The sequence below is a fragment of the Euzebya rosea genome (assembly GCF_003073135.1).
Classification (GTDB): domain Bacteria; phylum Actinomycetota; class Nitriliruptoria; order Euzebyales; family Euzebyaceae; genus Euzebya; species Euzebya rosea.
On the sequence record NZ_PGDQ01000013.1, the window covers coordinates 121,853 to 145,766 of the forward strand.

Sequence of the window (23,914 nt, forward strand, 5' to 3'; positions counted from 1 at the left end):
TCAGGTGCGGGGGACGGGGAACGGCAGGTCGGCCGGCCGCACCCACCCGCGGTCCAGCACCCCCCACAGGCCGACCATGATCGCGTCGGCGGTGTCGCTGCGGAGGGGCCCCTTCGGGGCAGGTGGCACGTCCGGCCCTCCTGTGGCCCGTGACCACTCGATGACCTGCACGGCGCGGTCCTTCGCGGCCGCCTTGGCCGTGGCCGACGGCGTCCGGTCGCGAGGCCAGAGGAGCACCGCACGCCATCGTTCGGGGGTCACGTTGGCGGTGGTTGCCCCCAGCCGCCCGGCGGCCCTCGCCCAGATCTCGCCCATGGCACGGTCGCCCTCGACCACGACCTCGTCGACCGGCGCGACGTCGCGCAGCATGCGTGGTGCAGCCCGCCTGAGCGTCGCGCGGGATCCCAGGTGCGTGGAGGAGTACCGACGCAGGCGCACGACGCCGGCTGCATCGGGGGCGTAGACGGCGACACCGGTGCGCAGGCCGAGGTCGACCCCGACGAGGGTCCCGGGTGTCGCGTCGTCGTCCACGACGGCCGAGTGTCCCCGATCGGCCGGCCCTGGACACGGCTCGAGGGCCAGGGGACGGGCGGGTCAGCCCGGCAGCGCGGCTCGCGACCGGTTGTCCACGGCCAGGCGGGAGACGGCGACCGCGCCGACGTGGCCGACGAGGACCGGCCAGAAGCCACCGAAGAGGACGAGGTCGACCACGCCGCCGGCGACGGCGCCGACGAGGAACCCGAGCCAGGCGCCGACCAGGCCGGCGCCGGCGATGGGGCCCGCCGACACGCGACCTCCCCGACGGGAGAACGCGGTCCACAGGCCGATGGCGGTCACGGTGAGGAAGGGAACGATCATGCAGCCAACCCTCCTCCTCGCCCCGGCGGGACACCATCGGGGACATCCCTGTCGGGGACACACCGGAGGCATCCCGTTACCCTGCCCGACATGGAGCCCACGGCCATCACCATCGTCAGCCAGCTGATCACCGACGCCCGCACCCGGTTCGGGGCGGACGCCGTCGGACGACTCGACGTCCCGGGCGACCTGCTGGACGACACGATGGAGGCCGTCCTGCAGCTCGGCGGTTCCGTCGACGCCGACGGCTGCGTGGTCGAGGGCGTCACCATCCGCGAGCTGCCCGCCGGGGAACCGGTGTCACGGGCGTGGGTGATCGGCGAGGACGCACCGCGTCCGTTGACCCCGCTGGAGGGCGACGGCTGACCGGCCCCGACGGGGACCGACGACGAGCCACCCGGAGACCACCACCGACGCACAGGCGCTGGCCCACCCCACGGCCGATGTGCAGCTCCGCCGCCCCGGCGGCGAAGCTGCACAACTCGGCCGGGTGCTGGTGCACCTCGGCGCCCACGTCGGCCGAAGTGCACAATCGCGCGGTGATCCCGGACGGGCCGGCCGAGCACCCCTAGGCGTCGATGACGACGCCGTCGACCTCCGTGGTCACCGCGTCACCGAAGAAGCAGCGGTGGTCGGCGATGCGGGCGGCGTCGTCCAGCGGGTCGGGGTACCCCCAGGCCACGTCGTCCGCCGAGCCGTCGGCCATCGACCAGTACGCGGCGTCGCCCTTGTAGGCGCAGTGCGTGCGGGTGGTCGACCCGACGAGGAGGTCGGTGCGGATGTCGGCCTCGGGCAGGTAGAAGCGGTTCGGCAGGCCGGTCTCGCTGAGCACCATCGGGCGGCCCGACCGAGCGACCTCCACGTCGCCGACGCGGACGACGACGGTGCGACTGCTGCGGCGGACGTCGACCCGGTGGTACGGGTCGCGCAGGTGCCCCTCCACCTGCTCGTCCTCGTCGAACCAGGCGTCGAACCGGTCGAAGTACGGGGCGACGTAGCCCGCCAACCACGGGGCGTCGGCGTTGGGCTCGGGGTAGCCCCAGACGGCGTTCTCCAGCGTTCGATCGCCGACGACGACCGACCAGTAGCTGGCGTCGCCCTTGAACGGGCAGTGGGTCGACAGCTCGGTCGGCTGCAGCAGGTCCATGCGCACGTCCTCGACCGGCACGTACAGGGCCGGCAGGATGTTGGACTCGTGCAGCAGCATGCCGCGCGTCGTGTCGATGACGACCTCGCCGTTCACCACGCCACGCACGCGCCGGGGGAATCCGCTGAACAGGATCCGGTGGGCCGGCCCCTCGATGGTGTAGTTGGTGGTCTCGGGCGGGTTGGTGCCGAGGGGTCCGTCGGACAACGACAGCGTCATGGGGAGCTCCTGATGGGGTTTGGCATGGCGTGAACATGGGCATGGGGGCCTTGCGTCGTGCCGAGGGTCGGCGGACGCCGGATAGGGTCGCCCCATGGTTCGACAACGCGACAACGACGCTCTTGTTCCCGAAGGGGAGCGGAAAGTGCTCACCATCGCCGCCGCTCTCGGCGGCGTTCTGCTGCTGCTGCTCGCCTGGAGGCTGGTCACCGCCTTCGACGGCGTGGTCAGCTGGGTGGAGTTCGTGGCCAGCCGGCCCGACGACATCCTCCAGCTGACGATCGAGCACACGGTCCTGACGGTCACCGCGATGCTGACCGGCGCGGCGATCGCCATCCCGCTCGGGGTGGCCGTGCATCGCAGCCCGGTCGGGAAGCAGGTCGCGCTGACCCTGTCGAGCATCGCCCTGACGATCCCGTCCCTGGCCCTGTTCGCGGTGTTCATCCCGCTGGTCGGCATCGGCTTCATGCCGCCGTACCTCGCGCTGACGATCTACTCGATCCTGCCGATCCTGCGGAACACCATCACGGGCCTCGACCAGGTCGACCCGGCGATCGTGGAGGCCGCCAAGGGCATGGGGCTGTCCAACATGCAGCGCATCCGAAAGGTGCAGCTGCCCCTGGCGTGGCCGGTCATCCTGACCGGCATCCGCGTGGCCACGGTGCTGACGATCTCGATCGCCGCCATCGCCACCCTCGTCGCCGGCGGGGGGCTGGGCGACTTCATCAAGGACGGCCTCGCCCGCTTCCCGCTGCCCACGTCGGTGGAGCGCATCTGGACCGGCACCGTCTTCATCATCCTCCTCGCCCTGGTCTTCGAGCGCCTCTTCGCGCTGCTGACCAAGGTCACCACCTCGAAGGGACTCCAGTGACCGCCATCCCCACCACCGAGCCGACGTCGGGCCTCACATCCGACGCGGCACCCCGGACCATGATCCACCTCGACAAGGTGTCCAAGGTCTACCCCGGTACCGCCGTGCCTGCGGTGGAGGACCTGACGCTGGACATCCCCGAGGGCGAGATCCTCGTCCTCGTCGGCCCGTCCGGCTGCGGGAAGTCCACGACCCTGCGCCTGATCAACCGGATGATCGAGCCGTCGTCGGGACGCATCGTCTTCGACGGCGAGGACGTCACCGACGTCGACGCCGACCGGCTGCGTCGCCGCATCGGCTACGTCATCCAGCAGATCGGCCTGTTCCCCCACATGACGATCACCGACAACATCGCGACGGTGCCGCGCATGCTCGGCTGGGACGACACCCGCATCTCCTCGCGGGTCGACGAGCTGCTGGACCTGGTGGGCATGGACCCCTCGCTCTACCGCGACCGGTACCCCAAGGAGCTGTCGGGCGGCCAGGCGCAGCGCGTCGGCGTGGCCCGTGCGCTCGCTGCCGACCCGCCCGTCATGCTGATGGACGAGCCGTTCGGGGCGATCGACCCGATCACCCGCGACCGGCTGCAGAACGAGTTCCTGCGCGTGCAGGCCGACCTGAAGAAGACCATCGTCTTCGTGACCCACGACATCGACGAGGCCATCAAGATGGGTGACCGGATCGTGGTGCTGAAGGAGCGGTCGCAGATCGCGCAGTTCGACACCCCCGAGCGCATCCTCGCCCACCCGATCGACGACTTCGTCGAGGACTTCATCGGCAGCGGTGCCACCCTGAAGGGGCTGGACCTCGAGCGGGTTCGTGACCTCGACCTCGCGCCGGTCCTGACGATCCTCCCCGGTGAGAGCAGGGACGAGGTGCAGCGCAAGCTGCGGCAGTCCGACGACGGCTGGGTCCTGCTGCTGGACGAGAAGAACCGTCCGCATCGCTGGATCGGTGAGCACCACCTGCAGCGCACCGACCGCCCCCTGCACGAGGTCGGGCCCCGGGTGACCGCCACCGTGGAACCCAACGCCACCCTGCGCGACGCCCTCGAGCAGATGCTGCACTCCACCGCGTCGATGGCCACCGTCATCGATCGTGACGGGACCTACCTGGGGTCGATCAGCATCAACACCCTGACCGACGTCATCACCCGCATGCAGGCCGCCGCCGCCCGCCACTACGAGGAGGCCGCCACATCGTGACCGCCACCACCGCCGACGCCAGCTACCGGACCACGGGCGAGGGCCCCCTGCTCCGCGCCTACCAGTGGGTGCGCAGCAACCCGTGGGTGTCCCTCCTCGGGGCGCCCGTTGCCATCGCGGCCCTGTCGCTGCTGCTCTACACGTGGGTGACCACCCAGGAGCTCGGGTCCATCGAGGCCGACGCCCTGCGCGCCGAGCTGATCCGCGGCCAGCTGGTCGAGCACCTCCTGCTCGCGGGTATCTCCACGTTCTTCGTGATCGCCATCGCCATCCCGCTCGGGGTCTTCGTCACACGGCCCTCGGCCAGGCGGATCTCCGGACTGATCCAGGGCATCGCGTCCAGCGGACAGGCCATCCCTGCCTACGGCCTGCTGGTCCTGCTGGCCATCACGTTCGGCACGACGTTCTCCTCCGCCATCATCGCCCTGGTCGTCTACTCGATCCTGCCGGTGCTGCGCAACACCATGGTCGGGCTGCAGCAGGTCGACACCTCCACCATCGAGGCCGCCCGCGGGATGGGCATGACCAAGCGGCAGGTCCTGCGGAAGATCGAGCTGCCGCTGGCCGTCCCGGTGATCCTTGCCGGCATCCGTACCGCGCTGGTCATCAACGTCGGGACCGCGGCGCTGGCCTTCCTGATCGGCGGTGGCGGGCTCGGCGAGACCATCAACACCGGCCTGAAGCTGCAGCGCGACGTCATCATCATCGTGGGTGCGGCCATGACCGCCCTGGTGGCGCTGAGCGTCGACTGGATCGCCGCGCTGGTGGAGAAGGTCCTGACCCCCCGCGGCCTGGGCTGAGCAGCCCCATCGAGACACGCAGAAGGGGTGCGACCGAACCGGTCGCACCCCTTCGTCGCGTCTGGCGGAGGGCCTAGACCAGGCCCTCTGCCTCGAGGTACTGACGGGCGACGTCGGCGGGCTCCTCGCCCTCGACGGACACGAAGCTGTTCAGCTCGGCCATGCGCTCCTTGGTCAGCGGCTCGTGGATCATCGCGAAGATCTCCTCGTAGGCCTCCGGGTGCTCGGTGTAGACCTCGTCACGCAGGTTGGCGGAGACGTTGTAGAGGATGAAGACACCCTCGGCGTCGATGACGTCGAGCTCCAGCGCCGGGATGCGGCCGTCGGTGGTGAAGATCTCACCGAAGGTGCACTCACCGGTGGCGGTGTCGTTGTAGATGATGCCGGTGTCCAGGATCACGATCTGGTCCTGGGGGATGGAGAAGCCGGTCTCGTTCTCGAACAGGACCAGGCCGTCGGGACGGGACGGGAACTCCGACTCCATGCAGACCGTGGCGCTGGGGTTCTCCGCCAGGTAATCGGCCATGCCCTGCAGGTCGAGCTCGCCGTTCTCCTCGACGAAGGCCGGACCGGCCGCGAAGCCGTAGGTGTTGTTGAACGGGGCCTGGGACACCCAGCGGATGCCGTTCTCCTCGAGGTCCGCCTCGCGGACGTTCGTGGTCAGCTCCTCGGAGTCGAAGGAGGGGTCCTCGTTGCCGAGGTGCACCGTCCAGCCGGTGCCGTTGTACTCCGGGTACAGGTCGATCTCGCCGGCCAGCAGGGCCTCACGGGCCACCGCGGTCCCACCGAGGTTGACCTGGTTGGTCACGCTGGCGCCTGCGGCCTCGAGCGCCTGGACGTAGATCTCCCCGAGCACGAGCTGCTCGGTGAAGTCCTTGGATCCGACGGTCACGGCCTGGCCCTCGAGGTCGAACTCGGCCAGGGCACCCTCTCCGCTGCTCTCACCTCCTTCGCCGCTGGTGGACTCGTCGCCGCCGTCGCTGCCGGAGTCGGAGCAGGCGGCGCCCAGGATCGCGAGGACCGCGAGAAGGGCGATGAACATGCGGGGGGTGAAGCGTTGGATGACAGGTTCCTCCTTGGGTGGGCGCCCACGCGAAAAAGACGGACATGGAGAAAGGGGGGCACGCGGGCTGCCCGGTGGCTGACCATGCCCACCATGCCAGTCCCTACACGTTCGGCCACGCGCGAGGCACGGTCCGTCGGTTGTCGCCCCACCGACCGGTCCGCCTAGGATGACGGCCGTTCATCGACAGGGAGCATTCCGCGTGGCCGACATCTTCCATCCCCAGCAGACCACCTTCGACCACCTCGACGAGCCGTCGCGTGCGGTCGTGCGAGGGCTGGTCGACTGGTTCGAGGCCAAGGGCAAGACGGCGCTGAAGCACGACGACCACGAACGGGTCTTCTACACCGACTTCATCGCCGCGCAGGCCGAGCTCGGCCTGTTCGCGAAGTTCCTGACGCCCTCGGCGTACAGCGACGACCCCGACGCCCGCTGGGACACCACCCGCATCGACGCGGTCAACGAGGTGCTCGGCTTCTACGGCCTGGCGTACTGGTACACGTGGCAGGTCTCGATCCTGGGCCTCGGCCCGATCTGGATGAGCGACAACGAGGCCGCCAAGCACCGCGCCGCCGAGCACCTCCGCAACGGTGAGGTCTTCGCGTTCGGCCTGTCGGAGAAGGCCCACGGCGCCGACATCTACTCCACCGACATGCTGCTGACCGCCGACGACGACGGGACCCTGCGCGCCGACGGCGAGAAGTACTACATCGGCAACGCCAACGTCGCCCGGATGGTCTCGACGTTCGGCAAGCGCACCGACGACGACACCTACGTGTTCTTCGCCGCCGACAGCGCGGCGGACAGCTACGAGTGCATCCGCAACGTCATCAACAGCCAGAGCTACGTCGCCAACTACCGGCTGACCGACCACCCTGTGGCCGACGAGGACATCCTGCACACGGGCGACGACGCCTGGAACGCCGCCCTCAACACCGTCAACGTCGGCAAGTTCAACCTGGGCTGGGCATCGATCGGGATCGCCACCCACGCCTTCTACGAGGCGATCACCCACGCCGCCAACCGCGAGCTGTACGGGAAGATGGTCACCGACTTCCCCCACGTCAAGCGGCTGATGACCGACGCCTACGCCCGCCTCGCGGCGATGCGGCTGTTCGCCCACCGGGCCGAGGACTACATGCGCGCGGCCTCGGCGGAGGACCGGCGCTACCTGCTCTACAACCCGCTGGTGAAGATGCAGGTCTCCCTGGAGGGGGAGAAGGTCATCAACGACCTGTGGGACGTCATCGCCGCGAAGGGGTTCGAGAACGAGACGTACTTCGAGATGGCCGCACGGGACATCCGGGCGCTGCCCAAGCTCGAGGGCACCGTGCACGTCAACATCGCGCTCGCCCTGAAGTTCCTGCCGGCCTACCTGTTCAACCCCCAGCCCCAGCCGGCCGTCGTCCGCGACACCACCCCCCGCGACGACGCCTTCCTGTTCGACCAGGGTCCTGCCCGCGGGTTGTCGCGGATCACCTTCCACTCCTTCGCCGACGAGCTGGCGTCATGGGACCTGCCCAACGTCGCGGTGTTCACCGAGCAGGTCGAGGCGTTCCGCCAGCTGCTGATGGCCGCCCCGGCGTCGACGGAGCAGTTCGAGGACCTCGACCTGATGATGACCCTGGGTTCGCTGTTCAGCCTGGTGCCCTACGCCCACCTGGTGCTCGAGCAGGCCCGCGCGACCGACGTGTCACCGGACCTCGTCGACCAGATCTTCTCCTTCCTGGTGCGGGACCTGTCCGGCCTGGCGGTCCAGCTCAACGGTCGCGAGGGGGCAACCGCCGAGCAGGCCGAGGGTGCGCTTGCCCTGGTCCGCCGGCCGGCGTCGGACGACGACCGCTACGACCGGGTGTGGAAGCGAGTCCACGGCCAGTCCGGCGCGTACGCCATGCCGCTGTAGCCCTGGGGTGATCCGTCAGGTCACGTCGTAGGTGCGGAGGCGGTCCAGCACCGCATCCGACACCGCGGCGGTGCCACCGACGACGGTGATCCGCTGCGGGCCCAGGCGGCGCAGCTGGGCGTCGGTCGGCTCGGGGATGTCGTCGAGGTCGACCAGCAGCACCGGCGCCATCCGCATGAACGCCGCCGGCGTGGCCGACAGCGCGTCGGGGATCGCCTCGCCGCTGACGACCATCACGTGCTCGGCGTCCGGGAAGGCATGCTCGGCCACCACCGCCGCGGTGTGCACCCGTGTGGGCCCGGCCAGCCGGGTGACCGGGGCGATGTCGGCGAGGGCGGCCTCCACGTCGGCCCCGACGGCGCCGGTCCCGCCGAGCAGGACGATGCGGTCCGGCGACAGGCGACGCAGCTCGGCGTCGACCTCGGCCGGGACGGCGTCGGCGGTCACCAGCAGGAGTGGGGCCCCGGCACGTGCGGCCGCGGCACCCCCGGCGAGGGTGTCGCCGACGCGTTCACCGTTGGCGATCCACACCTCGCCCGTGTCGGCTCCGAAGGCCGCCTCGCTGATGAGGGCGGAGGTGGCGAACCGTGTGGGTCCACCGATCCGCTCGACGGCGGCGAACGCGCCGAGCGCCTCCTCGACCTCGGTCGACACGGCGGCGGTGCCACCGAGGAGGACGATGCGGCTCGGCTCCAGCCGACGGAGCTCGGCCGCGGTCGCCTCGGGGACCTCGTCGGTGACCAGCAGCAGCGGACCGGGCCCCATCACGGCGGCGGCAGGACCCGCGGACAGCGCATCGGGCAGCGCGTCGGCCCCCGCGACGAGGACGGGCACGCCGCTGGCGGCGGTGAAGGTGAAGCGCGAGACCTCTGCGGCGGTGTCGACCCGCGTCTCGCCACCCCGGCGGCGCACCGTGGCGGGCACCCCGCCCGGCTCGCCGGGGTCCGGCGTGGGGGTCGGCGTCGGGGTCGAGGTGGGCTGCGGGGCCGGCGGCTGACCGCCACCTCCGCCGCCCGTGGCCGGCGGCCGGGTGGGGGTCGGCTCGGGGTCCGGCTCGCGGGTCAGGGGTGCCACGTCCTCGGCAGGGGGCTCCAGCGCGGGATCGAGGTGGACGGGGCTGGAGTAGGCCCACGACACGTCGCCGCCGGCGAACGCGGTGCCGGCCTCGCCGTCGGTCTCGTCGATGCCGAGCGACTCGCCGTTCAGGTCGTTGGGGCCGGAGATGCGCAGCACGAGCCACTTCACGACCGAGGGGTCGACGCCGTCGACGACGAACTCGATGACCGGCTGGTCCGGGCGGGGGATCGGCGCGATCTCGACGTGCAGCAGGTCGGGGACGAGCTGGTCGGGATCCGCCGGGGTGGCCAGCACCTGGATGCGGACCTCGCGCCCCCACGAGGCCGGGCCGCGGTCGAGGTCGACCTGGATGCGGACGGGGCCGGTGTCGGGATGGCCGAGTACCTCGCCCATGCGGACGCCGTTGAGGGAGGTGTCCAGCCGCAGGCCCTTGACGCGGGCGGCGTAGAACCGGCGGCTCAGCAGGGCCTCCTGCACCGCTGCCCGGTTCACCACCCCGCCGTTGATCCACAGGCCGCCGCGCCCCTTCCCCAGCGGGCTGCCCCAGTCGGTGCCGTGCTCGTCGCTGGCGCCCATCAGCCCGGGTGTCCACCCGGCGCGGAGGCAGTCGATGATGGGGCTCGGACGACCGTCGCCGACGCCCTCGAACAGGTAGTCGTCCCGCTTGTTGAGGATCTCCATCGAGACGATGGTGTCCTGCAGGCTGGGTTCGTGGGTGAAGCCACCGAACCGGCCGGGTTCGCGGCCCGGGTGGTTGAAGCCGGCGACGCCGTTCTGGCCGCCCCCGATCAGCGGCGTGTCCTGCGGCTGGGCCAACCACTGCTGGAACGGGGCCATGCTGGCCGCGTCGCCGACCCCCGCGGTGGTCTGCACGATGGCCTCCAGCGCGGTCGCCAGCGGGCCCGGGAGCGGCCCGGTCAGCTGGTCGGGGTCGATGTAGGCCTCGGCGGCAGCGGGCGCGATCACCCCGGCGGTGTGCAGGGGGTCGATCCAGTGGTCGGTGAACCACACGTTGACGTGGCCGAGCACGGGGCTGGACCACTCGAAGCCACGGACGCCCAGGAACCCGTTGGCCTCGTCGGTGAACTCCGCGGCCAGCCGTTCGGTCAGCTCCCAGTCGTCGTTGGTCAGCCCGGCGACGCTCTTGCAGTCACCGGCCAGCGGGCCGAACGCCTGGCACACGTCGACGCCCGGGGTGCCCGCCGGCCCCCACTGCAGGGTGGCGTGGTCGGTCAGCGCGGCCACGTCGACACCGGCGTCGCGGATCAGCGGGTAGAAGGTCGCCGCGTCACCGTCGCCGTCGGAGAGGTGGGAGTGGTTGTGCAGGTCCGCGTGCACGAGGATCGGGCCGGGGAAGAGGCGGGACACCCGCGAGGTCCCGAAGTCGTCGTCGTTGTCCAGCGCCAGCGCGGCGAGGTCGGCGAACTGCTGGGTGAGCACGATGGCGCCCGCGCCGACGGCGGCGGTCGAGCGGAGGAGGTGACGGCGGGAGATCGGCATCGGGTCAGGGTGGCACCGCACGGAAGCCCTGCACGTGCACGGGGTGACGGCTCGATGACCCCTTGGTGGCTGCGCGGTGAACCGGCAGGGTACCCCTCCGCGTCGGCCCCGCGTCGGCCCGCGTCGGCACCCGGATGTTCACCTCGTGCTTGCCGTCCGGAAGCCGGATGGCAACGACCGCCTCCGAGGATGCTGGCCGATGATCGAACCCTCGCGAGCCGGGGAGGTTGGCGCATGACGACGCCCCGGCTGTCGGCGATCGATCACGTCCTCTTCCGCACCGTCGTGTCGGCCCTGGCCGAGCCCGGCCTGCCCTGCGCCGTGCCACTGTGGCTGGAGGAGGGGCGGCTGGCCGACGCCATCGCCCGGGCCATCTGGGATCCGGCGACGCCGGTCTGGACCGCCCCCGACCTGACCGCCCTGCCCGGGACGCCCGTGGGCGCTGCGGACGCCGCCGTCCTCTACACGACCGGCGACGACGCGGCCCGCCTGGGGATCGCCACCATCGGCACGCCCGCCGCACCCCAGCTGGCTGCCACGGTGCTGGTCGAACCCGTCGAGACGAGGACGGCGGTCGTCCTGGACGGGCCGGGCCTGCCGACCGTGCGCGCCACGACCCTGCCGATGACCGTCGATGCGATCATCCAGCGCAACCGGCGCTGCGCGTTCCCGCCGCTGGGGCTGGACCTGATCGTGGTCGAGGGTCGCGCGGTCACCGGCTTGCCACGCACGACGAGGGTGGCCATCGCCTGACTTCCGGACGTGACCCCGAACGAGCTGAGGTGGCCCCGAACGAGCTACTGCCCCAGCGCCGCCGCCAGCGGTGCGGGTGCGGTGAGCCCAGCGCCGGGCAGCTCGATCCGCTGGATGCCGTGGCCGAAGGTCGCCGCGGTCACGTAGCCGTGGTCGCCGTCGACCTGGATCACCGGGACCGACGGAAGGTTGGTGCCGAGCATCTGCCAGTCCGTCCCGCCGCTGGTCCGGTCGAGGGCGTGGACGCCGACGTCGGTGCCGACGACCAGCAGGTCGTCGACCAGGATGATGTCGTTGACCGGGGCGTTGGGCAGGGTGCCGGAGATGTCGGTGAACGTCGCGCCGCCGTCGGTGGTGACGAACACGTGGGCGGCGTCGCTGCCGCCACGGAACCCGGAGTAGGTCACCCAGGCGGTGTCGTCGTCGGCCGGGTCGGTGGTGATCGACGTGATCCAGGCGTCCGGCAGGCCCGCTGCCTGGACCAGCGTGGCGTCCTGCCCGTTGCTGGCATCGACCGTCCACAGCCGGCCCTCGTCGGTGCCGACCCACACCCGACGGCCCTCGTGGCCCGGCGCGATGGCGGTGATCACCCCGCGCAGCTGGTAGCCGGTGTTTGGGTCGAGCTGGTCGGGGTTGCTGGACAGGTCGCCGGTGAACCGTGTCCAGGAGACGCCGTTGTTGGTCGACCGGTACAGGAACTGCGAGCCGGTGTACAGGGTGTTGTTGGTCACGTCGGCGGGGGAGTACTCGATGTCGGCCAGCCAACCCCACCGGTCCGCGGTGGTACCGGGGAAGCTGAGGATGCCGAGGTCGCCGGCGCCGGCGACGTTGCGCTGGCATCCGCCGTACTGCGAACACGACCACGACACGGCGGGGTTGCCGGGCTGGAAGACCGACTCCAGCCCGTCGCCGCACACGCCGTTGGGCAGCCAGTCGCCCTCCAGCGGGGAGTAGGTGATCTGGCAGCCGTTGTCCTGCAGGCCGGTCACGATGGCGTTGCCGACGCCGACGTCGCTGACGTCGACGGAGTAGTGCTGGGTCCAGCCCTGGTCGGGGGAGGACAGCCAGGACTCACCGTTGTCGGTGGAGTGGTACACGCCGCCGTCGTTGCCGAGGTAGACCAGCCCCTCCTCCCGCGTCTCGAAGACCATCGAGTGCTGGTCGGAGTGGGGATCGATGCGGTCGCCGCCCGGTGCCAGCCCGAGCAGGCCGGTGTTGACGTTGCTGAAGGACGTGCCGCCGTTCTCGGAGTAGGTCAGGTTCAGGCCCATGACGAACACGCGGTCGGCGTCGGCCGGGTCGACGTAGATCCGCCCGAACCACCAGCCGTAGGAGGAGTTGGTCGCGGTCAGCGTGGAGTTGGTCCGCGGCGTCCACGTGTCGCCGCCGTCGTCGGAGACGAAGAACCCGCCGTGGCGGCCGTTGGCGGTGTTGGCCACCTCCGCGTAGACCCGGTCGGGGTCGGAGGGGGCGAACGCCACGGCCATGCGGCCGTTCTCGGCTGGGTCGTCGGTCGTGATGTCGGCGACCAGCGACCAGGTCTGGCCGCCGTCCCGCGTGCGGTACACCCCCGAGCCCTCGCCGGAGTAGTAGCGCGCGTCGGGCGTGCGGTGGTGGTCCCACATCGCGACCATCACGTGGTCGGGGTCGGACGGGTCGACGGCGATGTCGACGGCGCCGGTGGTGTCGTTGGGGCCCTCGAGCCACAGCTCGGGTTCGTCCATCGTCGGGTCCCAGCGGTACAGGCCACGCTGGCCCCCGGGCACGAACAGGTTGCCCGTGGCGGCGATCAGGAAGCCGTCGCGGTGCTCGACGACACGACCGATGGCGCCGGAGTCCTCCAAGCCGATCAGCGTCCAGGTCGCCCCGTCGTCGGAGGACAGGTAGGCGCCGGTGCCGCCGTAGACGATCGACCCGCCGCCGGGGTTGGCCTCACCCGAACCGGCCAGCAGCATGTCGTCGTTGCGGGCCATCGAGCCGATCGCCTGGGTCAGGTCGTCGGGCCAGGCACGTTCCCACACCAGGCCGCGCTCGGTCCCGCGCCAGACGCCGCCCGAGGCGGTCGCCGCGTAGACGATCGTCGGGTCGTCAACGTCGGTCACGACGTCGTTGACGCGGCCACCGATGTTGGACGGTCCGAGGTTGGTCCACTCCCCGTCGATGGCGTCGGCCCGCAGCGCCGCCGCCTGGTCCAGCGCCCCGGCGTAGTCGATCGGCTGGCCGTCGACCGTCCGCTGGGAGTCGAACCACTCGCCCGGGGCCTGCAGCGGCGGCAGGGCCAGCCGCGGGTCGACCGTCGTCGGCGAGGCGCCCGAGGCGAAGCCCGCCAGCGCGGCAGCCACGACGATGGCGACCTGCAGCACGACGAAGATGCGGACGGAGAACCGGCGGGATGCCTCCTGGATCCGGGAGGGGTGGATCCGGGAGGGGTGGAGCCGGGACGAGTGGGTGATCGAAGTCATCGGTGCATGGTTCGACCTCGGGGTGTCCGGTTCCTGCACGGCTACCCTCCGTCGCGGTGTCCGATCGTCCCCTTCCCCCTCCGCCGGACGGCCATCCGCGCTGGCCGGTGGTCGTCGTCGGTGCTGGCGCAGCCGGCATGATGACGGCGATCCATGCCGCTCGGACGGGTGTGCCGGTCCTCGCCCTCGAGTCCGCGCGCAAGCCCGGCGCCAAGATCAAGGTCTCCGGTGGCGGCCGCTGCAACGTCCTGCCCTCCGCCGTCGACGAGGGCGACTTCCACACCGAGGGCTCGACGAAGGCCGTCCGCAAGGTGCTGCGGTCCTGGCCGCTGGAGGACGTCACCGGCTTCTTCGCCGACGACCTCGGCATCCCGCTCAAGGTGGAGGACACCGGCAAGGTCTTCCCCGTCAGCGACCGGTCCGGCGACGTGGTCTCGGCCCTGCTGCGGGCCGTGGACCGGGCAGGTGCGACCCTCGCCACCGCGGCGACGGTCGCCGACGTCGTCCGAGGGGTCGACGGCTTCACGATCACCATGGCCGACGGCGGCACGGTCGACGCCGATCGGGTCGTCCTGACGACCGGCGGCCTGTCGTTGCCGAAGACGGGCAGCGACGGTGCGGGCTATCGCTGGGCACGGGCGCTCGGCCACACCGTCCTGCCCCGCTACCCGGCGCTGGTCCCGCTCCTCACCGACGCGGGGAGCTGGGACCGGCTCGCGGGGCTGGCCGTCCCGGCGCGCCTGACCGCCCGCGCCCCCAAGGTCGTGTGGGAGGGGGAGGGGGACCTGCTGGTGACCCACAGGGGGTTCTCGGGGCCGGTCGTCCTCGACGCCTCGCACCGGGTGGCCGCGCCCTGGGGATCAGGGACGACGTTGACGGCCGCGTGGACGCCGGACGGGGGCACGACGGACTGGGACGCACACCTCCAGCAGGGTGGCCCCCGGCCGGTCGCCGCGGTGCTGCGCGACACCCTGCCGCGCCGCCTGGCCGACCACCTGTGCGGACTGGCCGACGTCGACCCCTCGACGACGCTCGGGGCGCTGCGACGTGAGGACCGCAAGCGGCTGGTCACCCTGCTCGAGGCGTGCCCGCTGCCCGTCACCGGGACCGAGGGCTACCGGACCGCCGAGGTCACGGGCGGCGGTGTCCCGCTCGCCGAGATGTCGACGACGACGCTGGAGTCGCGGGTCGTCCCGGGCCTCCACCTGGCCGGCGAGATCATCGACGTCACCGGCCGCCTGGGTGGCTACAACTTCCTGTGGGCATGGGTCACGGGCAGGCTCGCCGGCGTCGCAGCCGCCGAGACCATGACGGATGCCGGGAGTGCGACCGGCTGACTACTGCGGGGCCGTCCGGGAGTGCGAGACCGCCAGCACCACGTCGGCCAGCGGCTGGGTCAGCACCGTCACCGTGTAGGTGCCGACCGCCGGCCGGGCCACGCTGTCGTACCCGTGGCGGTGGGCGCCGGTGTTGATCGCCACGCCGGTCGACAGGCCCGAGCCGCTGGTGACGTCGACCCCGAGGACGATCGCACCGTCCTCGCCCATCGCGGTGACGGCCAGCGGGTAGACGGTGTCGGTCACGTCCACGGTGGTCGTGGCCCGCCCCGTGAGGTCGGCGGTGACGACGATGCCCTCGTGCAGCGGCACCGGAACCGGGGTGTAGGTGGGCACGTCCTCCCCGGCGGCGACGAGGGCGGCCTCGACGGCGGCCTCGGCGCGGATGCGGCCGCGGCCGAAGTCGTTGTCCTCACCCTCGGCACCGAAGTCCTCGGCCGTGTCGAACAGGATCTGGCGGACCTCGTCGGGGCTCAGGGCCGGGTTGGCGGCGACCACCAGCGCGGCGACGCCGGCGCCGAACGGGCTTGCCATCGACGTGCCGGACTTGGAGACGTAGCCGCTGCGGGTCCCGGTCTGCGCGGCCATGATCCCGTCGCCCGGCGCGGCCAGGTCGGGCTTGATGCGGCCGTCGGTGGTCGGGCCACGGCTGGAGAACGACGACAACGAGAACCCGGCACGGCTGGAGCCGAACGGGTCGATCAGCGAGCCCATCGCGATGATCCCGCGTGCGGCGGCGGGCACGGTCATCGTGCCGTTGCCCGGCCCGGAGTTGCCCGTGGACTTGAACACGACGATGCCGGCGTCCCACGCGGCGTCGACGGCCAGCTCGACCGCGGTCGTGCCGTCGGTCGCGGTGCCGAAGCCGTAGGAGATGGTGGCGACGCGTACGTTGAACGCCTCGCGGTTGTCCACCAGCCACTGGAAGCCAGCGATGGCGTTGGACTCCGACCCGCTGCCACCCTCGATCTTCAGCCCGATGACCCCGGCGCCCGGCGCGACGCCTCGGTACTGCGCGTTCTCGTTGCCCCACCCCGCGGCGATGTTGGCGACGTGGGTGCCGTGGCCGTTGTTGTCGTAGGGCTCGGCCAGGCCGTTGCCGAGGTCGACGAACGCCGTCAGCTTGCCGTCGTCGAGCTGCTCGTGGGCGGCGTGGAAGCCCGAGTCGAGGATGGCGATGCCGACGTCGTCGGTGGTCACGACGGCGGGGTTGCCGTCGAGGTCACCGGTGACGCCCATGACCTCCACGACGGTGTCGGCGCCCATGACGCCGGTCGCCTGGTCCAGCTCCGGGGTGCCGGGGGTGTCCAGCTCGACCTGGCGGACCGCCGACAGGTCGGCGACGGCGTCGGCCTCGTCAGCGGTCATCCACGCGACCAGGCTCGGCACCACCGTGAAGGTGTCGGCCACGTCGGCGTCCGGTGCAGCCCGGCGGACGGCGTCCACACCCTCGTCGGTGGCGGTGCCGGCCGTGAACAGCACGATGGTGCGCTGCCGTTCGCCCGGCGCGGCAAGGAACGCCTGCTCGAGCTCGTCGAAGACCTTGTCGCCATCGGCGTCGTTGACCGTGGTCGCGCGGGTCAGCGCGGCCACGGCACGACGGGCCGCGGCGTCGTCACCGAACGGGGCCTCCGAGTCGGCGCCGGCACCGGTGGGGGCGAGGACGGCAAGGATGGCGAGGGTGCACAGCAGCGCGAGGAGTCGTGGCATGCCGGCTGGTTCGCCACGACCTGCCCCGGTTCCTGCCGGATGTCAGTAGCGCTGGGGCACGAAGGTCTGCTCGGTCACCGGCGGACGGACGTATCCGTGCGACGACGGGGTCCGCGGCGGCAGCTCGAACGGCTCGGGGGTCAGGTCCTCGTAGGGGATCTGGTCCAGCAGATGGGCGATGCAGTTCAGCCGGGCGTGGCGCTTGATGTCGCCGTCGACGACCCACCACGGCGACTGCTTGGTGTCGGTGTGGGCGAACATCTCGTCCTTGGCGCGGCTGTAGTCCTGCCAGCGGTCCCACGACGCCATGTCCATGTCCGACAGCTTCCAGCGTTTCGTCGGGTCGTCGATGCGCCCCTGGAACCGTCGTTGTTGCTCCTCGTCGGAGACGCTGAACCAGTACTTGATCAGGACGATGCCGCTGCGGATGAGCATGCGCTCGAACTCCGGGCACGATCGCATGAACGCCTGGATCTGCAGCTCGGTGGCGAACCCCATCACCCGCTCGACACCGGCGCGGTTGTACCAGGAGCGGTCGAACAGGACCATCTCCCCGGCCGCGGGCAGGTGGGCGACGTACCGCTGGAAGTACCACTGGGTCTTCTCTCGGTCCGACGGCGCCGGCAGCGCCGCGACCCGCACGATCCGGGGGTTGGTGGGTTCGGTGATGCGCTTGATCACCCCACCCTTGCCGGCGGCATCCCGCCCCTCGAAGATCACCACGACGCGCAGGCCCTGGTGCTTGATCCAGGCCTGCAGCTTGACGAGCTCGACCTGCAGCCGGGCCAGCTCGGCCTCGTATGGCCCTCGGCGGAGCTTGCCCTTCCCGGTGTAGGCCTCGGGGGGCAGCAGGCGGTCCGTCACGTCGGTCATGGCCCGAGCCTCCCCCCTCGTCCGCTCGCGGTCAACGGACCCCGAACGGGCACGGCCCCTCCGCCGCAGGGCGAAGGGGCCGTGGAAGGGGAGTGACGGCTAGCTGGGGAAGGGCGAGGTGGTGAAGGCACCGCCGACGCCGTAGACCTCCAGCGGGGCGCCGTCCTCGTCGATCTCGAGGAACGTCGAGTCGCCGCCGTTGACGTACACGACCGGCCGGATGGTGCCCCCCGGGTTGGGGGTCGGCAGGATCGCGGAGTCGACGCCGTCGATGGTGAAGGTGATCACGCCGTCGACGGGGAAGATGCCCGACGGGTCGCTCGGGTCGTCGTCGCCGGACGGCACGGTGCGGCCCTGCTCCTCCTCGGCGACGTCCTCGCCGTTGACCGACACGATCGTGGCGACGGTCTCCGCACCGGCGGAGTCGGCCAGGCCGTTCGGCTCGTCGTCGTCGCCGACGCCCTCGACGAAGGTGGCTTCGTCGTCGCCCTCGGTGAAGGTGATGTTGTCGCCCGGCACCAGGGTGATGCGATAGGCGGTGTCGTCGTCGAGGCCGGTCACGGTGTAGGTCCGCTCGTCGCCCTCGGCGTCGGTGCCGGTCACGCTGTCGACGTTCACGGTCACCGGGTCGTGGCCCGCGACGTCGAGGTCACCGACGACCGGGTCCAGGGTGAACGCGCCCGAGACGCCGTAGGCCTCGGTCGGCACGCCGTCCTCGTCGACCTCCAGGAAGGTGGACTCGCCGCCGTTGACGTACACGACGGCGTACACGGTGCCGCCGTTGGAGTCCTCCACACCGTCGACGGTGACGGTCAGGGTGCCGTCCTCGGCGGGCTGGTGGGCGGTCGGCTCGGCCGGGTCGTCATCGGTCGCCGGGGTGGTCTTGGCCGGGGTCTCCAGGTCCTCGCCGTTGATGGCGGTGATCAGGGCGATCTCCTCCGACGGGCCCGCGTCGGCCTCGCCGTTGCCCTGCCCGTCGTCCTCTTCGGTGTCGGGGGTCGAGTCGTCGGCGTCCACGAACGTGGCGTCCTCGCCGTCGATGCTGACGTTGTCGGCCACGACCAAGGTCACCCGGTAGTACGCCTCCGGGTCGAGGTCGGTGGCGGTGAAGGTGACGGCGTCGTCGTTGTCACCGGTGCGGTCCTCGTCGATGGCGACCTGGGTGGTGGTCTCCTCCTGCGGGGTCACGGCCAGGTCACCGACCTGCTCGGCGGCGCCGGGGTCGGTCGGGTCGGTGTCGATGGTGACGGTGGTGAGCGTCGCGTCGAGGGCGGTCGCGACGTCGCCGCACAGGGCGGCGGACAGGTCGGTGCCGCAGATGCCGACCAGCCCGGAGTCGGCGACCGCGAAGCCGGCGCCGTCCAGGTAGGTGGTGGTGGCCGGCGAGAGGTCATCGCCGTTGCTCAGCAGGATCGGCGCGTCGGCCAGTCCCGAGTGGGCGGCTGCGGCGAAGGCGTTGACGAAGAAGTCCTCGGCGAAGCCCTCGGTCACGATCACGCGCGGCGCATCGCCGGCGTCGGCCGCGCCACGGGCGGCGGCGATGGCCACGGCGGTCTGGTCACGGGTGTCGCCCTCCGTCCGGTTGACCTCCAGGCCCATGTCGACCAGCGCCTGCTCGACCTCGTCGCTGACGGCGGCGGGCCCGCCGACGATCTCGACGCGTTCGACGTCGCCCTGCTGCAGCAGCAGGGAGGTCTCCAGCGACAGGCTCTCGGTGGCCGTCAGGAGGATCGGGTTGCCGGACGACGCGGCCCATCCGCCGAGGGCGGAGGAGTCGGCGTAGGCGGTGTCGGTGTCGGTGTCGGTGCCGAACGCACGGGAGAGGTAGGCGGTGGTGGTGTCGCTGTTGGCCAGCACGTACTCCGCGATCAGGCTCGCCGTGGCGATACGGGTGGTGCCGCCCATGCGCTGGACGTCGCCGAACCCGGCCTCGTCGAAGGCGTCGGCGACGGCGGGCGGGATGGCGCTCTCGCCACCCAGCAGGATGATCGAGGTGACGCCGAGGCGGGACAGCTCGTCGAACAGGGCCTGCTCGGGGCCGGCGGTCGGGTCGACGAACAGCAGCGGGCGGCCGGTGATGGCGTTGCCCTCGGTGTCGGTGGCGGCGGCCTCGCCGACGCCGGACTGCAGCGAGCCGGACGCCAGCGCGTCGGCGCCGTCGAAGGACGTGGCGATCAGGGCCTGCTCGGCCGAGCCGAACGTCTGGCGGCTGTAGAGGATCGAGGTCTCGACGGGGTCGGACACGTCGTCGGCGACGAGGTCGAGGTCGACGACGGTGCGCTCGTCCTGGGCGCTGGCCGCGGTCAGCGGCAGCAACGCGGTCAGGACCAGCAGGGCGAGGACGCCCGTGATCCGTCGGGAGGTGGCAGAGATTGACATGCGGTGATGCTCCTCTTGCTCGGGGGGTTGTGGCTGGCGGCGCCACGAGGGCGCGCCGGTCCGGCGCCGCTCGTCGATGTGACTGCTGGCCGTGCGCCGTCACAGGAGGAGACGGCCGCCCGGCCCGATCCCGTATGCCCCGACCGGACAGTGCCCGGCCGACACGTAAGGCCGATTCAGATGCGCTGGAGCAGCCGGGAGACGTAGATGGTCTGGGCCAGCAGGGCGACGCAACCGGCGATGATCAACCCGATGCGGATGTCGATCGTCAGCCCGGTGGGGATCACGGCGCCGATGACCCAGGCCACCTGGAAGACCGTCTCGGACTTGGTGAAGGCCCGACCCCGGAGGGACTGGGGGAGGGTGGCCTGCAGCAGGCCGTCGAAGGCGAACTTGGCCGTGCCCCAGGCGTAGCCAGCGGCCAGCGCGAGGAAGATGGCGGCAGGCAGGCCGAAGAACTGCCCGGCGACGAACGCTGCGGCGGCCTCGACGGCCAGCGCCGCGACCACCATCGGCTCCTCCCGGAGGGACCGCTCCAGGCGCGGGGCGGCGAACGAGGCCAGGGCGTAGCCGCCGCCGGCCGCGCCGAGCACGGCACCGAAGTCGGCCAGGGGCGCGTCGACGTCACGGAAGGCGAACGCCAGCACCAGGACGAGGAAGCCGTTCAGCAGGCGGACCACGGCGGTAGCGAACCGGGCCAGCCGCAGCTGGGCGTCGCTGGCCGGCCGGTCCTCGGGCACGTCTTCCTCCGGGGCCTCGTCATCCTCCGGTTCGACCTCGGGTTCCGGCGGCGCGTCGGGGTCCATCGGCACGATCATCTCCGAGGCGATGATCGGACGGCGCGGCGCGGCACCCGTGACGTCGGGAAGGGCCATCGACTGCCACACCGCCACGCCGAACAGGGCGCTGGCTGCGATCAGCACCGGTGCGGGACCGAGCGCGGCGAGCCCGGCGCCGATCGGGGCGATCAGGCCGCCGGCGAACACCCCGACCTGGGCCAGCCGGGCGTTGGCGGTCACCAGCGCCACGGCGTTGGTCAGCGCCATCGGCAGCAGCGCCGACCGGCTGATGCCGTGGACGCGCGAGAGGACCATGAGCACGAAGGCCAGCGGGAACAGCCAGAACGAGTCGGCCTCGAACACCAGGCCGATCGCGGCGATCAGGCGCAGCAGCGACGAGGCGACCAGCGTGAACCGCTCGGCCCCCGGCCGGTCCATGACCCAGCCGAGGACGGGCCCGATCACCGCGAACGGGGCAACCGTGATCAGCAGGTACAGCGCGACGTTGCCGCGGGCCTCGCTGGAGGGCACGGAGAAGAACAGGGTGTTGGCCAGGGCGATGGCGATCAGGGTGTCGCCGGCGGTCGACGCGGCATGGGCGTTGGCCAGCTTGTTGAACGCCGGCCCGCCCGCGGAGAACATGTCCTGGACCCGGGTGACGACGGCCTTGCCGGTCGCCCGTGCGACGCGCCGGCCGGCCTTCTGCTGGCGCTTGGCGCGGTCCTCCTCCGACGGCAGGAGCATGTCGCCGCCGGGTCCGTAGGGGCCGAAGCCGTTGCCCTCCGGCGGGTCGATTCCGTCCGTCGAACCGTCCCACGGGGGACCGGTCGGTGGGGCGGAGGAGCTCATGGCCGAAGCGTACCGGCGAGGGGTGACGGCAGGACCGCCCGGGTGGTGCCCGGCGGGTCGGGTCCGGTGGGGTGCGGTGGCCGACGTTCGGTGCGGTCGAACGGGCGCGACGGGCGGCGTCCACCTCTTGTGAACGACTTCACATGCCCGAGCGACGGCTGCTAACCTGCGCCTCCCGTGCGGAGGCGCTTCAATGGTCTCGCCCCGTGACGGATCCGGACCCCTCGCCCCCACCTCCAAGGAAGAAGGTCACCACCCGTGCTGGTCGAGTACCTGCCCATCGTGCTGCTCTTCGTCGTCGCCACGCTGTTCGTGGTGCTGTCCGTGGCGGTGTCGTCCAAGCTCGGCCCGAAGAACCCGAGCCCGGCGAAGGAAGCGCCCTACGAATCCGGCATCATCCCCGAGCCCGAGACGGCCATCGCCGGCCAGCGCTTTCCGGTGAAGTTCTACCTGATCGCCATGCTCTTCATCATCTTCGATGTCGAGGCGGTCTTCCTCTACCCGTGGGCCACGGTCCTCGCGGAGCTGTCGTGGTACGGCCTGGCGACCATGGGCGTGTTCATCGCCCTGCTGCTGGAGTCCTACTACTACGTGGTCCGCAAGGGCGGCCTGGACTGGGAGTGATCACATGGGCATAGAGTCCCGCCTGCCCGACGGCATCCTGCTGACCAGCGCCGAGAAGCTGCTGGGCATCGCCCGCGCAGGCTCGCTGTTCCCCGCCACGTTCGGCCTGGCCTGCTGCGCCATCGAGATGATGTCGACCGGTGCGGCCCACTACGACCTGGCCCGCTTCGGCATGGAGGTCTTCCGTGCCTCACCGCGGCAGGCCGACCTGATGATCGTCGCCGGTCGCGTGAGCCAGAAGATGGCCCCGATCGTGCGCAACCTCTACGACCAGATGGCGGACCCCAAGTGGGTCATCTCCATGGGTGTCTGCGCGTCCTCGGGTGGCATGTTCAACAACTACGCCATCGTGCAGGGCGTCGACCACATCATCCCGGTCGACATGTACGTCCCCGGCTGCCCGCCGCGGCCCGAGCTGCTGATGGACGGCATCCTCAAGCTGCACGAGAAGATCCGCAACGAGCAGCTCGTCGAGCGTCCCCGCAAGGGTGAGTCGATGGCGGACTTCCGCAAGCGCACCGGGTGGGTCGACGGGGAGACCATCGGCGATCCCGGCCACGTGACCGGGTCGCCCGACATGACCGCCCCCGCCCTGCACCGCATCATGCCCAAGGAAACCGTCGCTGGCGGCGGCCACACCAAGGCCGAGGCGGTCCAGCAGCGGCAGGAACAGATCGCGGCCGGCAAGCCGGGAAGCACGTGGGCGCGATGACGCACGGAGCGGAGCGAGGCCGGACGCGCGCCCACGCCGGCGCAGCCGGCACGGAGAGCAGTGCACGATGAGCGACACCACGCACACCCCCCAAGCCGAGATCCCCGACGACCGGCAGCTGCCCGACGAGGTCGACCGGGTCGACGACACGCTGGCCACCCTGCGCGACCACCTCGTCGCGACCTTCCCGTCGCTGGAGCCGCTGGAGTACCGCGGTGAGCTGACGCTGCAGGCCAGCGCCGAGGTCGTCCCCGACGTGATCGCCTTCGCCAAGTCCGACCCGGTCCTGGCCTGCGAGCTGCTGTCGGACGTCTCGGCGGTCCACTGGCCTGCCGGCGCCCGCGACGTCAACAGCCAGGAGACCACCGGCTGGCCGACCTACACCGAGGTCGAGGAGACCGGGCACATCGACGTGTCCTGGATCCTGCGTTCGGTGAGCAAGGGCCACTGGTTCCGCCTGCGTGCCTCGCTGCCCGACGACAACCCCGTCGTGGCCAGCGCCACGGCGCAGTACTCCTCGGCCAACTTCCTCGAGCGCGAGGTCTACGACCTGATGGGCGTGGAGTTCACCGGCCACCCGGCGCTGACCCGCATCATGATGCCCGACGACTGGGAGGGGCATCCGCACCGCAAGGACTACCCCCTTGGTGGCGTGGAGGTCATGTACAAGGGCCACACCGTGTCCCCGCCGGACGAGAGGGACTACTGACATGAGGATTCGGAAGGGACCCGCGCAGCGGGAAGGTGTCCGAACCGGGATGTCCGGCGGGTCTGGGGCGGCGCCCCGGGAGGA

20 protein-coding genes are annotated in these 23,914 nt (G+C 71.3%); 10 read left to right on the forward strand and 10 right to left on the reverse strand.

What is annotated here, in order from left to right:
- Both CUC05_RS17395 and CUC05_RS17400 read right to left on the reverse strand, forming a co-directional pair.
- Window positions 1–531 (reverse strand): hypothetical protein, encoded by a 531-nt coding sequence (locus CUC05_RS17395; protein ID WP_108667400.1) that lies wholly within the window; start codon window positions 529–531, stop codon window positions 1–3.
- Window positions 532–594: 63 nt separating this feature from the next.
- On the reverse strand, window positions 595–858 hold the full coding sequence (locus CUC05_RS17400; protein ID WP_108667401.1) for a hypothetical protein: 264 nt from the start codon (window positions 856–858) through the stop codon (window positions 595–597).
- A 90-nt stretch (window positions 859–948) separates the two neighbouring features.
- Between CUC05_RS17400 and CUC05_RS17405 the strand changes: the two genes are divergently transcribed.
- Window positions 949–1,224, forward strand: coding sequence for a hypothetical protein (locus CUC05_RS17405; protein ID WP_108667402.1), 276 nt, complete (start codon window positions 949–951; stop codon window positions 1,222–1,224).
- 202 nt (window positions 1,225–1,426) lie between these two features.
- Here the strand turns inward: CUC05_RS17405 and CUC05_RS17410 are convergent, their stop codons facing one another.
- The gene (locus CUC05_RS17410; RefSeq protein WP_108667403.1) at window positions 1,427–2,224 is read right to left on the reverse strand and encodes a DUF427 domain-containing protein; all 798 of its coding nucleotides are present in this window, start codon (window positions 2,222–2,224) and stop codon (window positions 1,427–1,429) included.
- 145 nt (window positions 2,225–2,369) lie between these two features.
- On the opposite strand from CUC05_RS17410, the gene CUC05_RS17415 reads away from it, so the two are divergent.
- From CUC05_RS17415 to CUC05_RS17425, 3 genes are read left to right on the forward strand one after another with little or no spacing between them, the layout of a single operon-like run.
- Window positions 2,370–3,095: an ABC transporter permease gene (locus CUC05_RS17415; RefSeq protein WP_205712403.1), complete on the forward strand. Its 726-nt coding sequence runs from the start codon at window positions 2,370–2,372 to the stop codon at window positions 3,093–3,095.
- Window positions 3,092–4,300, forward strand: coding sequence for an ABC transporter ATP-binding protein (locus tag CUC05_RS17420; protein WP_276308915.1), 1,209 nt, complete (start codon window positions 3,092–3,094; stop codon window positions 4,298–4,300). Before CUC05_RS17415 ends, CUC05_RS17420 begins: the two co-directional genes overlap by 4 nt.
- Window positions 4,297–5,100, forward strand: a complete 804-nt coding sequence (locus tag CUC05_RS17425) for an ABC transporter permease (RefSeq protein ID WP_205712404.1) — start codon at window positions 4,297–4,299, stop codon at window positions 5,098–5,100. Before CUC05_RS17420 ends, CUC05_RS17425 begins: the two co-directional genes overlap by 4 nt.
- A gap of 73 nt (window positions 5,101–5,173) precedes the next feature.
- On the opposite strand, the gene CUC05_RS17430 is transcribed toward CUC05_RS17425, so the two are convergent.
- Entirely contained in the window at window positions 5,174–6,142 is a 969-nt protein-coding gene (locus CUC05_RS17430) for a glycine betaine ABC transporter substrate-binding protein (RefSeq protein ID WP_108667405.1), read from the reverse strand.
- A 190-nt stretch (window positions 6,143–6,332) separates the two neighbouring features.
- On the opposite strand from CUC05_RS17430, the gene CUC05_RS17435 reads away from it, so the two are divergent.
- On the forward strand, window positions 6,333–8,066 hold the full coding sequence (locus CUC05_RS17435) for an acyl-CoA dehydrogenase family protein (protein WP_108667406.1): 1,734 nt from the start codon (window positions 6,333–6,335) through the stop codon (window positions 8,064–8,066).
- 15 nt (window positions 8,067–8,081) lie between these two features.
- Here the strand turns inward: CUC05_RS17435 and CUC05_RS17440 are convergent, their stop codons facing one another.
- Entirely contained in the window at window positions 8,082–10,643 is a 2,562-nt protein-coding gene (locus CUC05_RS17440) for a cell wall-binding repeat-containing protein (protein ID WP_108667407.1), read from the reverse strand.
- A 234-nt stretch (window positions 10,644–10,877) separates the two neighbouring features.
- On the opposite strand from CUC05_RS17440, the gene CUC05_RS17445 reads away from it, so the two are divergent.
- Window positions 10,878–11,396 (forward strand): phosphonate C-P lyase system protein PhnH, encoded by a 519-nt coding sequence (locus tag CUC05_RS17445; RefSeq protein WP_157965697.1) that lies wholly within the window; start codon window positions 10,878–10,880, stop codon window positions 11,394–11,396.
- A 44-nt stretch (window positions 11,397–11,440) separates the two neighbouring features.
- Here the strand turns inward: CUC05_RS17445 and CUC05_RS17450 are convergent, their stop codons facing one another.
- Window positions 11,441–13,858 (reverse strand): WD40/YVTN/BNR-like repeat-containing protein, encoded by a 2,418-nt coding sequence (locus CUC05_RS17450; RefSeq protein ID WP_157965698.1) that lies wholly within the window; start codon window positions 13,856–13,858, stop codon window positions 11,441–11,443.
- A 56-nt stretch (window positions 13,859–13,914) separates the two neighbouring features.
- On the opposite strand from CUC05_RS17450, the gene CUC05_RS17455 reads away from it, so the two are divergent.
- Window positions 13,915–15,195 (forward strand): BaiN/RdsA family NAD(P)/FAD-dependent oxidoreductase, encoded by a 1,281-nt coding sequence (locus CUC05_RS17455; RefSeq protein ID WP_157965699.1) that lies wholly within the window; start codon window positions 13,915–13,917, stop codon window positions 15,193–15,195.
- On the opposite strand, the gene CUC05_RS17460 is transcribed toward CUC05_RS17455, so the two are convergent.
- The 4 genes from CUC05_RS17460 to CUC05_RS17475 form a co-directional block, all read right to left on the reverse strand.
- A complete protein-coding gene (locus CUC05_RS17460) occupies window positions 15,196–16,905 on the reverse strand; it encodes a S8 family serine peptidase (RefSeq protein WP_108667411.1) in 1,710 nt (569 codons plus the stop codon).
- Window positions 16,906–16,947: 42 nt separating this feature from the next.
- Window positions 16,948–17,778, reverse strand: coding sequence for a polyphosphate kinase 2 (ppk2, locus tag CUC05_RS17465; protein WP_108667412.1), 831 nt, complete (start codon window positions 17,776–17,778; stop codon window positions 16,948–16,950).
- A gap of 99 nt (window positions 17,779–17,877) precedes the next feature.
- Window positions 17,878–20,157, reverse strand: a complete 2,280-nt coding sequence (locus CUC05_RS17470; RefSeq protein WP_108667413.1) for a cell wall-binding repeat-containing protein — start codon at window positions 20,155–20,157, stop codon at window positions 17,878–17,880.
- A 176-nt stretch (window positions 20,158–20,333) separates the two neighbouring features.
- Complete coding sequence (locus CUC05_RS17475) at window positions 20,334–21,785, reverse strand: MFS transporter (protein ID WP_108667414.1); 1,452 nt, start codon at window positions 21,783–21,785, stop codon at window positions 20,334–20,336.
- A gap of 258 nt (window positions 21,786–22,043) precedes the next feature.
- Here CUC05_RS17475 and CUC05_RS17480 point away from each other — a divergent pair, with 258 nt between their 5' ends.
- From CUC05_RS17480 to CUC05_RS17490, 3 genes are all read left to right on the forward strand, one after another.
- Window positions 22,044–22,409: an NADH-quinone oxidoreductase subunit A gene (locus CUC05_RS17480; RefSeq protein ID WP_108667415.1), complete on the forward strand. Its 366-nt coding sequence runs from the start codon at window positions 22,044–22,046 to the stop codon at window positions 22,407–22,409.
- 4 nt (window positions 22,410–22,413) lie between these two features.
- Window positions 22,414–23,121 (forward strand): NADH-quinone oxidoreductase subunit NuoB, encoded by a 708-nt coding sequence (locus CUC05_RS26045; protein WP_205712406.1) that lies wholly within the window; start codon window positions 22,414–22,416, stop codon window positions 23,119–23,121.
- Window positions 23,122–23,188: 67 nt separating this feature from the next.
- Window positions 23,189–23,830, forward strand: a complete 642-nt coding sequence (locus CUC05_RS17490) for an NADH-quinone oxidoreductase subunit C (RefSeq protein ID WP_108667416.1) — start codon at window positions 23,189–23,191, stop codon at window positions 23,828–23,830.
- The last annotated feature ends 84 nt before the right edge of the window (window positions 23,831–23,914 follow it).

What these genes read in the sequence shown, in the direction of transcription:
- CUC05_RS17400 (WP_108667401.1), bottom strand. Translation starts at nt 858, where the DNA reads ATGATCGTTCCCTTCCTCACCGTGACCGCCATCGGCCTGTGGACCGCG.
- CUC05_RS17405 (WP_108667402.1), top strand. Translation starts at nt 949, where the DNA reads ATGGAGCCCACGGCCATCACCATCGTCAGCCAGCTGATCACCGACGCC.
- CUC05_RS17410 (WP_108667403.1), bottom strand. Translation starts at nt 2,224, where the DNA reads ATGACGCTGTCGTTGTCCGACGGACCCCTCGGCACCAACCCGCCCGAG.
- CUC05_RS17430 (WP_108667405.1), bottom strand. Translation starts at nt 6,142, where the DNA reads ATGTTCATCGCCCTTCTCGCGGTCCTCGCGATCCTGGGCGCCGCCTGC.
- CUC05_RS17435 (WP_108667406.1), top strand. Translation starts at nt 6,333, where the DNA reads ATGACGGCCGTTCATCGACAGGGAGCATTCCGCGTGGCCGACATCTTC.
- CUC05_RS17440 (WP_108667407.1), bottom strand. Translation starts at nt 10,643, where the DNA reads ATGCCGATCTCCCGCCGTCACCTCCTCCGCTCGACCGCCGCCGTCGGC.
- CUC05_RS17445 (WP_157965697.1), top strand. Translation starts at nt 10,878, where the DNA reads ATGACGACGCCCCGGCTGTCGGCGATCGATCACGTCCTCTTCCGCACC.
- CUC05_RS17450 (WP_157965698.1), bottom strand. Translation starts at nt 13,858, where the DNA reads ATGACTTCGATCACCCACTCGTCCCGGCTCCACCCCTCCCGGATCCAC.
- CUC05_RS17460 (WP_108667411.1), bottom strand. Translation starts at nt 16,905, where the DNA reads ATGCCACGACTCCTCGCGCTGCTGTGCACCCTCGCCATCCTTGCCGTC.
- ppk2 (WP_108667412.1), bottom strand. Translation starts at nt 17,778, where the DNA reads ATGACCGACGTGACGGACCGCCTGCTGCCCCCCGAGGCCTACACCGGG.
- CUC05_RS17470 (WP_108667413.1), bottom strand. Translation starts at nt 20,157, where the DNA reads ATGTCAATCTCTGCCACCTCCCGACGGATCACGGGCGTCCTCGCCCTG.
- CUC05_RS17475 (WP_108667414.1), bottom strand. Translation starts at nt 21,785, where the DNA reads ATGAGCTCCTCCGCCCCACCGACCGGTCCCCCGTGGGACGGTTCGACG.
- CUC05_RS26045 (WP_205712406.1), top strand. Translation starts at nt 22,414, where the DNA reads ATGGGCATAGAGTCCCGCCTGCCCGACGGCATCCTGCTGACCAGCGCC.
- CUC05_RS17490 (WP_108667416.1), top strand. Translation starts at nt 23,189, where the DNA reads ATGAGCGACACCACGCACACCCCCCAAGCCGAGATCCCCGACGACCGG.